Source organism: Clavibacter capsici, from assembly GCF_001280205.1.
Lineage (GTDB): Bacteria > Actinomycetota > Actinomycetes > Actinomycetales > Microbacteriaceae > Clavibacter > Clavibacter capsici.
Map to the genome: position 1 here is coordinate 167499 of NZ_CP012573.1, position 14387 is coordinate 181885.

Sequence of the window (14387 nt, forward strand, 5' to 3'; positions counted from 1 at the left end):
GGTACCACTGCTTCGAATGCGAAGCAACACCTAGGATGGATGCATGACGGAGACGCCCCGATCCCTGACCCCGACCCAGCTCGACGCCTACCTCGCCTTCACCGAGGTCGGCAGCCTGCTGCGCCCCGCGGTCGAGGCGCAGCTCCGCGACGCGGGCGGCCTCAGCTACGTGCAGTTCCAGCTCCTGGCGCGGCTCGGCGACACCCCGGACGGCCACCTGCGCATGACCGACCTCGCCGACGGCGTCGTCTACAGCCGCAGCGGCCTCACCTACCAGGCGCAGCTCCTCGAGCAGCGGGGCCTGATCACCCGCTCGCCGTCCCCGGACGACGAGCGCAGCACCGTGGTCGCCCTCACCGACGCGGGCCGCGAGGTGCTCGCGGCCGTCTTCCCCGGGCACATCCATACCGTGCACGGGCTCCTGTTCGCGCCGCTGTCGGACGCGGACGCCGGCCACCTCGCGCGGATCCTCGGAAGCGTGACCACGCACCTCCGGGCCGCGCCGCCGCGCTCCGCGGCCCGGCGCCGGAAGGCCTGAGCTCCCGCCGCCTTGTCAGGCCCCGCGGCGCCCCCGTACATTTGACGCGAGCCGCAACGAATCACCCGCACGCGGATCCGCACCCCGTATGAGACGAAGGAGTCCCATGTCCGACACGCAGCCCGCCGCGACGCCCACGGAGACCGGAGGCGCCCTCGGCGTCGCGATGATCGGCCACGGCTTCATGGGCGCCGCCCACTCGCAGGCCTGGCGCGTCGCCCCCGCGTTCTTCGACCTGCCGCTCGCGCCGCGCATGGTCTCGGTGGTCGGCCGCGACCAGGCCCGCACGCAGGAGTCCGCGGACCGCTGGGGCTGGGAGCGCGCGGAGACCGACTGGCGCGCCGCCATCGAGCGCGACGACATCGACGTCGTCGACATCTGCTCGCCCGGCAGCACGCACGTGGAGGTCGCGGTCGCCGCGCTCGAGGCCGGGAAGCACGTGCTGTGCGAGAAGCCGCTCGCGAACACGGTCGAGGAGGCCGAGATCATGGCGGCCGCGGCCGAGAGGGCCGCCGCGAAGGGGGTCCGCGCGATGGTGGGCTTCAGCTACCGCCGCGTGCCTGCCATCACATTCGCCCGCGACCTCGTCGCCCAGGGCGCGATCGGGGAGCTCCGCCAGGTGCGCGCGCTGTACCTGCAGGACTGGCTGACCGACGCCGAGGGCCCCATGACGTGGCGCCTCGACAAGGAGGCGGCCGGATCCGGCGCGCTCGGCGACATCGGCGCGCACATCGTCGACGCCGTGCAGTTCATCACGGGCGAGAGGCTCGACGCGGTCAGCGGCCTGCTCCGCACCTTCGTGGAGGAGCGCCCGCTGCTCGCGGAGACGCGCGGCCTCGGCGGCGTCGCGTCGAGCGAGCGCGGGAAGGTCACGGTCGACGACGCGGCCTACTTCACCGGCAAGCTCGCGGGCGGCGCGCTCGCCAGCTTCGAGGCGACCCGCATGGCCACCGGCCGCAAGAACGCGCTGCGCCTGGAGTTCAGCGGATCCGACGGCGCCATCTCCTTCGACCTCGAGCGCCTCAACGAGATCGAGCTGTACGACGCGACCGCGCCCGCCGACAAGCTGGGCTTCCGCCGGATCCTCGTCACCGAGCCCGAGCACCCCTACGCAGCCGCGTGGTGGCCCACCGGCCACGGCCTCGGCTACGAGCACGCGTTCACGCACCAGGTGCGCGACCTCGTGCACGACATCGCCGAGGGCCGCGAGCCGCAGCCGTCGTTCGCCGACGGGCTCCGCGTGCAGCGCGTGCTCGACGCGGTGGAGCGCAGCTCGGCCGACGGCAGCGCGTGGAAGACGGTGGATCCCGCCGCCAGCTGAGGCACGGCGCCCGCTCGCGTACCCTGGCCAGGACGACCGCGAGGGGGACGGGTGCAGGCACGGCAGGAGCGCATGCGGCGCGCCGCGCTGTCCGCGCTGGTCTGCACGCTCGTCACGGCGACCGCGCACGCGGCGGCCGGCGGCGGGATCCCGCATCCGCTCGTCCTGGGGCTCGCGCTCGTCGCGGGCGTCGCCCTCTGCTTCGCGCTCGGCGGGCGTCGCGTGGCGCTCGCGCACCTCGTCCTCGCCATCGGCGCGACGCAGGGCGTGCTGCACACCGCGTTCACGTTCGGCGGGAGCGCGGTCGGGGCGTCGGGCACGGGGACGCCGAGCGCCGGATCCGCCGGTCACCACCACGCGCACGCCGCGGCCGACGCCGCCCGCGCCCTCGCCGCCGGTCCCTCCTCGGCGATGGCGATGCCCGCCGACCACGACGGCGCCATGCTGCTCGCGCACGTGATCGCCGGTCTCGTCAGCGTCTGCTCGCTGCGCGTCGGCGCCGACGCCGTCCGCCGCGTCGCCAGGGCCCTGGCGCTCCGCGTGGGCGGCGCGATCTCGGGGGCCGCGGGCGCGCTCGTGGCGGCCGCCGTCGCCGTCGCGGCCGCCCTCGCCGAGCCCCTCGTCGCGCCGCGACCCCGCCGGATCCCCGCGGACGCCCGCCCGCGCCGCCTCGTCGCGCTCCTTTCCGCGCGCATCCAGGGCCGCCGCGGCCCGCCGTCCGTCGCGCTCGCCGCCTGATCCGCGCCGCCGCGCCCCTCGGGGCATCCGGCGCGGTCCCGCGCCGACGCCCGACCGACCCGCTCCGCCCGCGCCCCGCCGCCGCCGGAGCGGTCGCCGTCGCGTCGCCGCGCCCCCGCACGCCCGGACATCCGGACATCCGCACGGCCACGCCCGTGCCGCCACCGAAGGACCACCATGCCCCGCACCACCCGCCTGCCCGCCGCCGCCCGCCCCGGCCGCCGCACCCGCCGGATCCGCGTCGCCGCCGGCGCCGCCCTCGGCCTCGCGCTCGCCGTGTCGGCGCCGCTCGCCGCCTCCGCGCACGTCGAGCTCGACGCGTCGACCACCGCCCCCGCCTCCCTCAGCGTCCTGACCTTCGCGGTCGGGCACGGCTGCGAGGGATCCGCCACCACGTCCCTCGCGATCCGCTTCCCCGCCGACGTGCAGGCCGTGAAGCCGACCCTCGCGCCCGGCTGGACCGTCGCCGAGCAGGAGGCCGCCGACGGCACGACCGTCACCTACACGGCCGACGCCCCGCTGCCCGACGCCCTGCGCGCGACCGTGCAGGTCGAGGCGCTCCTGCCCGTCGACGGCGCGGCCGGGGACGTGGTCGCGTTCCCGACGCTGCAGACCTGCGTCGAGGGATCCACCGACTGGGCCGAGACGCCCGCCGCGGGCACCGAGCCCGACCACCCGGCGCCCGCGCTCACGCTCACGGACGCCGCGTCCGCGACCGGCACGAGCGCCACCGGCTCGAGCGCCTCGGGCACGAGCACCGCCGCCGCGACCGCCGCGGCGGATCCCGTCGACCCGGTCGCGCGCCTCCTCGGCCTCGGCAGCCTCGTCGTGGGCGTCGTCGCCGTCATGCTCCTCACGATCGGCATGCGCCGCCCGCAGCAGGGCGGCCGCCGGTGACCGCCGTGGACGACCGCGCGGACGAGGCGACGGCGCCCGCCGCGCCCGCCCCCGTGATCACGCGCCCGCAGCGCGGCTGGTTCCTCCCGCTGCTGCTGCGCCTGCACTTCCTCGCGGGGATCCTCGTGGGCCCGTTCATCCTCGTGGCCGCGCTCAGCGGCGCCGCGTACGCGCTCGCGCCGTCGATCGAGCAGGTCGTGTACGCCGACGAGCTGCACGCGCCCGCGACGGGCACGGCCGTGCCGCTCGCGCAGCAGGTGCAGGCCGGGGAGGCCGTGGTCGGCGGATCCGGCACCCTCGTCGCCGTCCGCCCGGCCCCCGCGCCCGGCGACACCACGCGCGTCATGTTCACGGGCGACGGCCTCATCCCGAGCCAGACCCGCGCGATCTTCGTGGACCCGGCCGACGCGTCCATCCGCGGCGACCTGCCCGTCTACGGCACGAGCGGCGCCCTGCCGCTGCGCACCGCGATCAGCCACCTCCACCGCACGCTCGGGCTCGGCGACCCCGGCCGCCTCTACAGCGAGCTCGCGGCCAGCTGGCTCGGCATCGTGACGCTCGCGGGCCTCGGCCTGTGGGTCGCGCGCTGGCGCCGGTCGCCGCGTCGCCGCGACCTCGTGCGACCCGACGCGAGGGCCACCGGCTACCGGCGGATCCTCTCCTGGCACGCGTCCACCGGCGTGTGGCTGGTGGCGGGCGCGCTGTTCCTGTCGGCCACGGGGATCACGTGGTCGCAGTTCGGCGGGCAGAACGTGACCGACCTGCGCCAGGCCCTCAGCTGGCAGACGCCGACCCTCACGACCGCGCTGCCCGGTGCGGGTGCGGGGGCGGCCTCGGCGGCGGATCCGCACGCCGGCCACCACGCGTCCGCCGCGCCCGCGACGACGCCGGCCGTGGATCCCGCGACCTTCGACGAGGTCCTCCGCGTCGCGCAGGGAGTGAACGTCGACACGGGCCTGGTGGAGATCACGCCGCCGAAGCAGACGGGCCAGGCGTGGACCGTGAGCGAGATCCAGCGCAGCTTCCCCACGCAGGTCGACCAGGTGGCCGTCGACGGCAGCACCCTCCAGGTGGTGGGACGCACCGACTTCGCCGACTACCCGCTGCCGGCGAAGCTCGCGCGCTGGGGGATCGACACGCACCAGGGGACGATGTTCGGGCTCCCGAACCGGATCCTGCTGGCGGTGACCGCGCTCGGCATCGCCGCGATGGTCGTCTTCGGCTACCTCATGTGGTGGAAGCGCCGGCCGGGCGTCGCGCGTCCCGGCCGCCCCGCCCCGGCGGGCGCGCTCGTGCGGGCGCCGTGGTGGGGGATCGCGGCGGTCGTCGCGGTCGGCGTCGGCGTGGGCCTGTTCCTGCCGCTCGTCGGGATCCCCCTGGTGGGCTTCGTGCTGCTCGACGCGCTGGTCACGGCCGCGCGCGTGCACCGCGGGGGCGCGGCCGCGGGCTGAGGCGGGGATCCGGCCGTCCGCGCGTCCGGCCGTCCGCGCGTCAGCGGGCGGCCGGCGCCGGGCCGGTCGACGCGGCCTCGTGCAGCCGGCACGGCAGGAGCGCGTGCGGCAGCTCGGCGGCCGTGCCGTCGAGCCGGGCCAGCAGCGTCTCCACGGCGAGGCGGCCGAGCTCCGGGCCCGGCGCGTCCATGGTGCTGAGGGCCGGCTCGACGAGCGCGCCCACCTCGGTGGAGGAGGCGAGCGACAGGATCGAGACGTCGTCGGGCACGCGTCGCCCCGCGTCGTCGAGGCCCGAGAGGAGCCCCCGCGCCGCCTGGTCGTTGAGGATCATGACCGCCGTGATCCCGGGATCCGCCGCCAGCAGCGCGCCCGCCGCCGTGCGTCCCCCGGTCGGCGTGGGCGCGCACCGGGCGACCGTGCCGGCCCGCCCGGGCGCCGCCGTCTCGTCGCGGAAGGCCCGCTCGGTGCGCGTGGTGGGGCCGTAGCCGCGCAGGGGGCCGTCCTCGAGGTCCTCGATCACGAGCCCGAACCGGCGGTGGCCGAGGCCCTGCAGGTGGTCGAGCCCGTCGGCGACCGTGCCCTCGAAGTCCATGTCGACGAACGGCAGGTCGCGCGTGTCGGCGGTGCGGCCGATCGAGACGAACGGCACGTCGAGCGCCGCGAGCTCCCGGATGCGCGCGTCGTCCATGCGCACCTCCATGACGATGACGCCGTCGACGAGCCGGCCGCTCACGAGGTCGGCCACCTCGTCGGGCGCGACCCCCGTGGGCCAGAGCACGAGGTGGTAGCCGAGCTCGGCCGCCCGGGTCGCGGCGCTCATGAATATCTCGAGGGCGATGCGGCTGAGGCGCTGCACGTCGCCCGGGAACAGCAGCGCGATGATCCGCGTGCGCTTGCTCGCGAGCGCCCGGGCCACGACGTTGTTGCGGTAGCCGAGCTCCCGCATGGCCTCGGTGACCGCGCGCCGGGTGGGCTCCGAGACGGCCTTGGTGCCGTTGACGACGAAGGAGACCGTGGCGATCGAGACCCCCGCGCGCGCGGCGACCTCTCGCATGGTCGGGATGGCGTCTCCTCGCGGTCGGGCGGCGCGTCGGGCGGACGCGTGCTCAGCGTATAGCGGGGATCGCCGCGGGGCGCGGCGCCAGGGGGGAGCGCAGGCGCGACACCGCGATGAGCGCGGCGGTGATCGCGCAGACGGCGAGCGTGAGGCCCACCACGTACTCGGCGACGGTGAGGTAGCCGCCGGGCGAGGACGCCGGGTCGAGGAAGCCGTACGGGTAGTAGGTGGACGACCCGGTGACCTCGTCGCCGGTGGACGGCCCGCGGAGGAGCGTGACGGTGATCCACGCGAGGGGGAACAGGATGACCCGGCCGATGGCGCCCATCCGCAGCGGCCGGCGGTCGGGGGCGATGAGCCAGTCGACGAGCACGATGGCGGGGACGGCCACGTGCACGATCTGGTCGGCCCAGTCGAGCTGCAGCGCGGGCGGCTGGGGCTGGCCGCGGAGCAGCAGGTTCCACACGAGGCCCGTGATGACGAGGTACACCGTGGAGGCCAGGCGCAGGGTGACCCAGCCCACGCTCGGATCCGCGATGCGGCCGCGCGCGAGGCGCACCCCGCCCACGACCAGGACGACGATGGCGAGGATGTTGGAGTCCTCCGTGAAGTACAGCGCGAAGTCGAGGGACTTCCCGGCGATGCCGGTGACGCCGAGCCCCTGCCAGTAGGCGAGGTTCACGTGGTACTGGGCGATGACGCCGACCACCGCGGCGGCCGCGGTGGCGAGGCGGACGAGGGAGAGGTATCTGGGCACGGGAGACCTTCGCACCTCCGGCCGGGGAGCGGAGCCGGCTGTCCACGACCGGACAGCCGGGCGCCGCGCCGGGGACGGGGTCGGGGTCGGGCGGGCGGGTCAGGCGGCGGCGGATCCGCGGCGCGCGCGGAGGACGCGCTCGCACGCCTGCTCGATGCTCCGCGCGTGCGCCTCGGGGGCGACGGACGCGGCGAGTCGCTCGGCCGTGCGGGCCGCGGCGTCGAGCGGGCGCCGGTCGGCGGCCAGCCGCAGGATGGACTCGGCCAGCCCCTCGGCGTCGGTGCCGTCCGCGAGCAGCGCGGCGCCGTCGAACTCGGCCGCGAGCACGGGATCGCTGACGATCGCCGCGCGGCCCTCCGCGAAGGCCTCCATGGCGATCATCGGCTGGTTGTCGAAGCCGAGCGAGGTGATGACCGCGGCGTGCGCGCCGTGGAGCAGGGCCGTGACGGTGGCGCTCGGCACGCGCCCGTGCACCGTGACGCCGGGCGGCGCCGGCGTGCGCGGCTCGCCTCCCGCGAGGTCGAGGTGCACGGCGCCGGGAGCGGAGCGCTCCGCGACCAGCGCCATCGCCCGCAGCATCACGTCGAGGCGCTTCTCGGGGGCGAACCGCGCCGCCCACACCAGGCGCAGCTGCCCGCCGGCCGGGACGGGGACGCGCTCGCCGCGCGCGGCGCAGCTCGTGTTCGAGAGGACCTCGACGGCGGGCAGCCCGGCGTGCCGCAGCGCGACGGCCTGGTGCGCGGACGGGGAGAGGACGAGGTCGGCCTCGCGGCAGGCGGCGAGCGTCGTGCCGCGCAGCGCGCTGTCGAGCCGACGCGGGGCCAGGCGCACCCTCGGATCCGGCAGGCCGGTCATCGCGCGGTGCATGGCCGACACGACGGGTGCGAGGAGCGCGCCCCAGGCCGGGCCGCGCAGGAAGAAGGTGTGGACGGTGTGGAGCGTCGGGATCCCCCGCTCGCGCCCGAGCCGCAGGGCGGTCGCCGCCAGCCCGTGCTCGGAGTGCGTGAGGACGAGGTCGGTGCCCGCGGCGTCCATGAGCGCGGCGAGGTCGTGCCGCGTGGCGGCGTCGGCCCGGATGAGCGGCAGGCCGAGGAACGAGATGGGGAAGGAGGGCGCGACGTCGTGGAGGGCCACGCCCGTGCCCTCCAGCTCGCGGACGGAGGAGGCGTCGGGCGCCGCGATGGTCACCGAGTGCCCCGCCCGCGCGAGCGCGAGCGCCTGCTGGACGACGGCCGTCTGGGCTCCACCCAGGTAGGAGAAGGCGTAGTCCATCACGAGGAGGGGGTGGAGGGTGTTCATCCCTGCTGACGGTAACGGTCCGGGACGCGCCGCCGCTGGGGGCTGGGGAGACGGGGGCGCACCGCACGGGCGGGCTCCCGCGAGGGCGGGAGCGGGCCTAGCTCGACCGAGCCCGCCGCAGCACCGCGACGGCGATGGCGAGCGGCTTCATCCACGTCATCTCGCCGAAGCGGTAGTCGCGGGCGCGGGCCAGCCGGTCGGCGAGGTCGGGGCGGGCGGCGCGCAGGTAGCCGCGCGCCTCCTCCGCGTGCACGGGGTCGGAGACGATGCGGATCGTGTCGGCGTCCTCGACGAGCGGGATCGCGTTCGCGACGTTCTCGCGCGTGCTCCGGCTCGACTCCTCGAGGACGACCGCGCCGCGGTAGCCGAGCTCGCGGGCGTACCGGGCGAGGATCCGGGCCTCGGGCTCGGCGCCCATCACGGATCCGCCGCACAGCACGAGCGCGGTCGACGCGGCCCGCGGGTCCATCGAGCGGAGGGCGGCGCGCACGCGGAACCGGTTGATGCGGTTCGCGCGCGCCTGCGCGTTGCCGAAGCCGAGCACGACGACCGCCTCGCGGCCGACGGTGCCGTCGGGCCGGCCGGGCGCGTTGCCGAGGCCGCGCGTGCTGGCGGCGCGGTGGATCCCCTCGCTCACGAGGAGCACGGCCGCGCAGGCGCCGAGGAGCGCGGCCGGGACGACGACGATCCGGCGGGTGCGCATGCGCCCAGGCTACGGGCGCCCGGCGTCGGGTGGCCGGGTGGCCGGGTGGCCCGGCTCCCGTCAGGCGGCGCGCGCCGCCCTCACGAACGCGACCACCGCGTTCGCGTGCCCGTGCCCGAGGCCGTGCTCGGACTTCAGCCACGAGACGACCTGCATGTGCGGCTCCGTGTCGAGCCGTGCGTCGGCCAGGTCGATCCAGTGCTGGACCGGCTGCCCGTACGTCCTCTCGATGCTCGGGAAGTAGGAGGCGGGCCCCTTCGCCGTCTGCCCCTCGGGCGGCGGGGGCGGGGCGACGATGCCGTGCGCGTTCATGCTGCGACGGTACCGGCGGCGCGCGGCGGCGACCAGGGCGCGGTCCCTCCGCCGCGCACGGGGCGTACCCCGATGGTGCCCGGCACCCGGATGGCAGGCACCATGGACGCATGGCGATCACCACCCCGACCCCGCCCGACGCCTCCTCGGAGCAGCCCGACCCGCTCGATCCGCCCGCATCCGCCCACCGCGTGAAGCGCTGGGTCTTCTGGCCGGCCGCCGTCATCGTCCTCGCGTTCGTGGCCTTCACCCTGATCGCGCCCGACGCCGCCGAGGCCCTGTTCGTCTCCCTGCAGACCGGCATCGTCAGCAACTTCAGCTGGTACTACGTGCTCGCCGCCGCGTTCTTCGTCGGCTTCTCGATCTTCGTGGGCTTCAGCCGCTTCGGCAGCATCAAGCTCGGCAAGGACGCCGACGAGCCAGAGTTCTCGACCGGATCCTGGTTCTCCCTCCTCTTCGCCGCCGGCATGGGCATCGGCCTCGTCTTCTACGGCGTCTCCGAGCCGCTCAGCCACTTCGCGTCGCCGCGCCCCGGGATCACGGGCACCGAGTCCGAGCTCGCGCAGCAGGCCATGGTGCAGACCTTCCTGCACTGGGGCCTGCACGCGTGGGCGATCTACGTGGTGCTCGGGCTCGCGCTCGCGTACGCGATCCACCGCCGCGGGCGTCCCGTCTCCATCCGGTGGGCGCTCGAGCCGCTCCTCGGCACGCGCGTGCGCGGCGGCTGGGGCAACCTCATCGACGTGCTCGCGCTCGTGGGCACGCTGTTCGGCGTCGCGACGTCGCTCGGCCTCGGCGTGCTGCAGATCGGCGCCGGGCTCGAGAGCGCGGGCCTCGCCGAGAGCAGCACCGTGAGCCAGATCGCGATCATCGCGGTGATCACCGCGGTCACGATCGTCTCGCTCGTCACGGGCGTCGCGAAGGGCATGAAGATCCTCTCGAACTTCAACCTGCTGCTCGCGGCCGCGCTCCTCCTCTTCATCCTGGTCGTCGGCCCGACCCAGTTCCTCCTGCGCGACTTCGTGCAGTCGATCGGCGTGTACCTGCAGGAGGTCGTGGGGCTGTCCTTCAACGTGACGGCCCAGCAGGGCGCCGCGGGCGAGGAGTGGCAGGCGTCGTGGACGACCTTCTACTGGGGCTGGTGGATGTCGTGGGCGCCGTTCGTCAGCATCTTCATCGCCCGGATCTCCAAGGGCCGCACCGTGCGCCAGTTCGTCTCCGGCGTGCTCCTCGTGCCGACCACGCTCACGTTCCTGTGGTTCGCGGTGCTCGGCGGCGCGGCGATCCACCGCCAGACCGACGGCGCGGGCGGGCTCGTGGGCCCGGGCGGCGCGGTGGACGTGGAGGGCTCGCTCTTCGCGCTGCTCCGGGACCTGCCGGCCGGCGCCGTGCTGACCTTCGGCGCGATCCTCCTCGTCGGCGTCTTCTTCGTCACGTCGTCCGACTCGGGCTCGCTCGTGATGGCGATGATCGCGTCCGGCGGCGACATCGAGCCGCGGAACGCCCTGCGCGTGTTCTTCGCGATCCTCACGGCGCTGCTCGCGATCGCGCTCCTGCTCACCGGCGGGCTCGACGCGCTGAAGACCGCGGCGATCACGACCGCGCTGCCGTTCAGCGTGGTGCTGATCCTCACCTGCTGGTCGACCGCCATCGCCTTCACCCGCGAACGGCGCGCGTACGACAAGGCCGAGCGCGAGGTGCTGCTCGAGCGGATCGGCGTGCACTACGGGCTCGAGGTGGACGGGCCGTCGGAACGCGGCATCGGCGTGCCGTGGCGCGCGCTGAAGCGGCGGGTGCGCCCGTCGACGACGCCCGGGCAGCGGGCGGACGGCCAGGCCGGCGGCGCCGATCCCGCGGCCGCCGTGGCTCCCGATGCCGCGCCTGTCAAGGGGGCTGACCCTTCCTCGACCGCGGAATAGTGTCGGCCCATCGACGCCCCGCCCGCACCCCTGGGGCGTCGCCAGGACGCCGGGCCTCCCCCGCGCGGCACGACACGAGGGTCGCATGCCCACCACCACCAGCATCCGCATCGACGGCCAGCGCTACCAGCTCGCCGACGGGGAGGACGTCGCGGCCCTCAAGGGGCGCATCGTCGAGGCCGTGACCGGCCGGTCCCGGTTCGTCGACTTCGCCGCGGTCGGGCAGGTGGGGGTCTCCGTGCTCGTCACGCCCCGGTCGGCGGTCCGCTTCGAGGTGCACGAGCGCGAGGACGAGGATCCCGTCGACCCGGGCGCCGCCCCGGTGCGCACGGACCTCGACCTGTACGCGTTCGACTGAGCCCGCCTGGGGCGCTCCCGCCCGGATCCCGCGGGCCGTGGTTCAATGGTCCGGTCTCCCGCGGGAGGCACGGCGGTGGGGCTCGCCGTACCCGAACCTCGACATCCCCGTCGACGACGGTCCCTGTCTCACGGCACCGCCATGCCATCCGAGATGGGAGACCCCATGACCGACGACCGCGCACCCCTCGACCCCGTGCGGCGGGATCCCGCGCCCCTCGACAGCGACGTGGAGGTGGACGACGATCCCGGCCGGCCCGTCCACCTGCGCTGGTCGTCGCTCGGCCTGGTCGCGCTCGGCGGCACGGTCGGCACGGGCGTCCGCGAGGCGCTCGCGCTCACCTGGCCCGCGCCGCCCGGCGGCCTGCCGGTGACGATCCTCCTCATCAACGTGGTCGGCGCCTTCGTGCTCGGCGCGCTCCTCGAGGGGCTCGCCCGCCGCGGGCCCGACGAGGGGCGACGCCGCGGGATCCGCCTGCTGGTGGGCACGGGCGTGCTCGGCGGCTTCACCACGTACAGCGCGCTCGCGACCGACGCGGCGTCGCTCACCGGATCCGCGCTCGGCACGGCGCTCGCCTACGCCGGGCTCACGCTCGTGGTCGGCGCGGCCGCGTCGGTCGCCGGCATCGCGGCGGGGGCCGCGCTGCACCGCCGGTCGGCCGCCGGACGCGGGACGGGGGCGGCGTCGTGACCGGCCCGCTCGTGTTCGCCCTCATCTGCCTCGCGGGCGGCATCGGATCCGCCCTCCGCCTCCTCGTCGACGGCGCGATCCGCGGCCGGGTCGGCGCGTCGTACCCCGTGGGCACGACCGTCATCAACGTCACCGGATCCCTCGGCCTCGGCCTCCTCACGGGCGCCGCCGCGCAGGCGGGACTGCCGCACGACCTCCTGCTCATCCTCGGCGGCGGCCTCATGGGCGGCTACACGACCTTCAGCACCGCGAGCCTCGAGACGGTGCGCCTCGCGCAGGCGGGCCGGTACGGGGCGGCGCTCGCCAACGGCGTCGGCATGCTCGTGGTCTGCATCGTGGCGGCGGGGCTCGGGATCGTGGTGGGCGCGGGGCTGTGACGGTCCTGTCGGCCGTGCACGACGACGTGCCGGCGCTGCGCGCGTTCCTCGAGGCCGCGGACCTCACCGTCTCGGGGCTCGACGACCCGGCGGTGCGACTGTGGATCCGGCGCGACGCGGCCGGCCGCATCACCGGCAGCACGGGCTTCGAGCTCAGCGGCGACGGGCGGCATGCGCTCATCCGCAGCGTGGCGGTGGATCCCGCCCTCCGGTCGGCCGGGCTCGGCTCGGCCCTCGCGCGGCACGCCCTCGCCGAGGCGGCCGCGGCCGGGGCGGAGCGCGCGTGGCTGTTCTCGCGGAGGTCCGGCCCGTTCTGGCGCGGCCTCGGCTTCGCGGAGGCGGACCGCGACGCGCTCGCCGCCGCCTTGCCGAGCGCCCGCCAGGTCGTCGCGTTCCGGGAGAGCGGCCAGCTCGCCGGCGAGGTCGCGTGGTCCCGGGCCCTGGGGGACGGCGACGCCCCACCTAGGCTCGCGGGATGAGCAGCGCGACGCCCGGTCTCGATCCCCAGCACCCGCACACCGACCCCGAGCGCCTCTGGGCCACGAGCGGGAGGCGGGACCTCCACCGCGGACGCGTCGTCCTCGTCGAGCACGACGTGCTGCTGCCGGACGGGTCCGCGTCCCGCTACGAGGTCGACGAGAGCGTGCCGTTCGCGGTCGCGACCCTCGTCATCGACGGCGACCACGTGCTGCTGTCGCGTCAGTACCGGCACCCGCTGGGGCGGTGGATCCTCGACCTCCCCGGCGGCGCGGGCGACGCCGCCGAGCAGCCCGCCGACGCCGCCCGCCGCGAGCTCGAGGAGGAGCTCGGCCTCGTCGCGCCGGAGCTCCGGCCCCTGCGCACCTACGCCGTGAACCCGGGCCGCGCGTCGTGGTCGGTGCACGTCTTCGCCTGCACGAGCCCGACCACCGCCGGCACCGCCGACCGCTCCGACCCGTCCGAGCAGGTGCGCCTCGTCCGCATGCCGGTCGCCGAGCTCGACGCGCTCATCGCCGCGGGCGGCATCGAGGACCCGACCCTGCTGATCGCCCGCGCGGCCGCCGCCGAGCAGGGGCTGCTGCCGCCGGTCGCGCCGCCCGGAGCCGCGACGCCGGTCAGCGCCGCGCGACCGTGATGTCGCCCATGGTCGCCGACAGGACGTAGCGGCGCGGGGCGTCCGCGTCGCTGCCGATCGCGTTCGCCACCTCGCCCATCACCGTCTCGGTCGTGATGGCGTAGGCGCCCTCCGGCAGGAGGATCCGCTGCTCGCCCGCGGTGGTCTCCACGCGCATCGCGGTGGGCGCCGTCGCGAGGTCGAGCTCGGTGTCGCCCGCGGCGCTGGTCGTGCGGATCTCGCCGGTCACCTCGAGCGCGTCGGCCGTGAGGTCGCCCGCGCCGCTCTCGACCGTGAGGTCGGCGACGCTGCCGGCGAGGCGGATCCCGCCCGCGCCGGACGCGAGGTCGACGTCGCCGAACGCGCCGGCCAGCTCGATCCCGCCCGCCGCCGACGACACGTCGACGGCGAGCTCGCGCCCGGCCGTCGCCGCCGGCAGCTGGACCACGAGCTCGGCACCGGACGAGGGCCCGACCCGCACGTCGAGGAAGCTCCAGCCGGGGTTCCGCAGCTCGATGCGCAGCCGGCCGTCGCTCACGACGTGGGTCTCGCGGAGGGCGGTGTCGCCCGCGCGGAACACGATGCGCGCGGCGTCGACGTCCGCCTGCTCGATCCGCACGTCCGCGGCGGACGCGTCGATCGACACGCGGTCGACGGGCCCCGACACCGTGCTGGTGCGCGAGCCGTCGCCGCGGTCGAGGGAGCCGACGACCTGCAGCACGACGAGCGCCACGACGGCGAGGAGCGCGACGGATCCGATCACGAGGAGCGCGACGCGGAGCGGGCGCGGGCGGCGGGGTGCGGGCGGGGCGGGCGTGCCCGCGGGGGCGAGGGTGGTCATGGCGGCCTTCTGTCGGAGGAGCGAGGAGGAGGAGCG

General features: G+C 76.1%; 17 protein-coding genes. 11 read left to right on the top strand and 6 right to left on the bottom strand.

The window, feature by feature from the left end:
• The first annotated feature begins 43 nt into the window (after positions 1-43).
• The 5 genes from AES38_RS00825 to AES38_RS00845 all read left to right on the top strand — a co-directional run bounded on the left by AES38_RS00825 (position 44) and on the right by AES38_RS00845 (position 4945).
• Complete coding sequence (locus AES38_RS00825) at positions 44-538, top strand: MarR family winged helix-turn-helix transcriptional regulator (RefSeq protein WP_053773373.1); 495 nt, start codon at positions 44-46, stop codon at positions 536-538.
• 106 nt (positions 539-644) lie between these two features.
• Positions 645-1859 (top strand): Gfo/Idh/MocA family protein, encoded by a 1215-nt coding sequence (locus AES38_RS00830; protein ID WP_174775874.1) that lies wholly within the window; start codon positions 645-647, stop codon positions 1857-1859.
• A 51-nt stretch (positions 1860-1910) separates the two neighbouring features.
• Entirely contained in the window at positions 1911-2597 is a 687-nt protein-coding gene (locus AES38_RS00835) for a hypothetical protein (protein WP_053773374.1), read from the top strand.
• Positions 2598-2774: 177 nt separating this feature from the next.
• The gene (locus AES38_RS00840) at positions 2775-3494 is read left to right on the top strand and encodes a YcnI family protein (RefSeq protein ID WP_053773375.1); all 720 of its coding nucleotides are present in this window, start codon (positions 2775-2777) and stop codon (positions 3492-3494) included.
• Positions 3491-4945, top strand: a complete 1455-nt coding sequence (locus tag AES38_RS00845) for a PepSY-associated TM helix domain-containing protein (RefSeq protein WP_053773376.1) — start codon at positions 3491-3493, stop codon at positions 4943-4945. The genes AES38_RS00840 and AES38_RS00845 overlap by 4 nt, the downstream gene beginning before the upstream one ends.
• Positions 4946-4985: 40 nt before the next feature.
• Here AES38_RS00845 and AES38_RS00850 read toward each other — a convergent pair whose 3' ends face one another.
• The 5 genes from AES38_RS00850 to AES38_RS00870 form a co-directional block, all read right to left on the bottom strand.
• Positions 4986-5999, bottom strand: coding sequence for a LacI family DNA-binding transcriptional regulator (locus AES38_RS00850; RefSeq protein WP_053773377.1), 1014 nt, complete (start codon positions 5997-5999; stop codon positions 4986-4988).
• Between the two features lie 52 nt (positions 6000-6051).
• Positions 6052-6759, bottom strand: coding sequence for a Pr6Pr family membrane protein (locus AES38_RS00855; RefSeq protein WP_244629196.1), 708 nt, complete (start codon positions 6757-6759; stop codon positions 6052-6054).
• A 99-nt stretch (positions 6760-6858) separates the two neighbouring features.
• Entirely contained in the window at positions 6859-8058 is a 1200-nt protein-coding gene (locus AES38_RS00860) for a glycosyltransferase family 4 protein (RefSeq protein WP_053773379.1), read from the bottom strand.
• A gap of 97 nt (positions 8059-8155) precedes the next feature.
• Positions 8156-8761, bottom strand: a complete 606-nt coding sequence (locus AES38_RS00865; protein WP_081001811.1) for a YdcF family protein — start codon at positions 8759-8761, stop codon at positions 8156-8158.
• Between the two features lie 60 nt (positions 8762-8821).
• Positions 8822-9073 (bottom strand): DUF4287 domain-containing protein, encoded by a 252-nt coding sequence (locus AES38_RS00870; RefSeq protein ID WP_053773380.1) that lies wholly within the window; start codon positions 9071-9073, stop codon positions 8822-8824.
• Positions 9074-9183: 110 nt separating this feature from the next.
• Between AES38_RS00870 and AES38_RS00875 the strand changes: the two genes are divergently transcribed.
• The 6 genes from AES38_RS00875 to AES38_RS00900 all read left to right on the top strand — a co-directional run bounded on the left by AES38_RS00875 (position 9184) and on the right by AES38_RS00900 (position 13531).
• Positions 9184-10992 (top strand): BCCT family transporter, encoded by a 1809-nt coding sequence (locus AES38_RS00875; protein ID WP_081001812.1) that lies wholly within the window; start codon positions 9184-9186, stop codon positions 10990-10992.
• 85 nt (positions 10993-11077) lie between these two features.
• Positions 11078-11350 (top strand): hypothetical protein, encoded by a 273-nt coding sequence (locus AES38_RS00880; RefSeq protein WP_053773381.1) that lies wholly within the window; start codon positions 11078-11080, stop codon positions 11348-11350.
• 165 nt (positions 11351-11515) lie between these two features.
• Positions 11516-12040: a fluoride efflux transporter FluC gene (locus tag AES38_RS00885; RefSeq protein ID WP_053773382.1), complete on the top strand. Its 525-nt coding sequence runs from the start codon at positions 11516-11518 to the stop codon at positions 12038-12040.
• Entirely contained in the window at positions 12037-12417 is a 381-nt protein-coding gene (crcB, locus tag AES38_RS00890; protein ID WP_053773383.1) for a fluoride efflux transporter CrcB, read from the top strand. The genes AES38_RS00885 and crcB overlap by 4 nt, the downstream gene beginning before the upstream one ends.
• A complete protein-coding gene (locus AES38_RS00895; RefSeq protein WP_053773384.1) occupies positions 12414-12896 on the top strand; it encodes a GNAT family N-acetyltransferase in 483 nt (160 codons plus the stop codon). Before crcB ends, AES38_RS00895 begins: the two co-directional genes overlap by 4 nt.
• On the top strand, positions 12893-13531 hold the full coding sequence (locus AES38_RS00900) for an NUDIX hydrolase (RefSeq protein ID WP_053773385.1): 639 nt from the start codon (positions 12893-12895) through the stop codon (positions 13529-13531). Before AES38_RS00895 ends, AES38_RS00900 begins: the two co-directional genes overlap by 4 nt.
• On the opposite strand, the gene AES38_RS00905 is transcribed toward AES38_RS00900, so the two are convergent.
• Complete coding sequence (locus AES38_RS00905; protein ID WP_053773386.1) at positions 13512-14351, bottom strand: DUF4097 family beta strand repeat-containing protein; 840 nt, start codon at positions 14349-14351, stop codon at positions 13512-13514. The two genes, AES38_RS00900 and AES38_RS00905, sit on opposite strands and share 20 nt — an antisense overlap.
• Positions 14352-14387 lie beyond the last annotated feature (36 nt).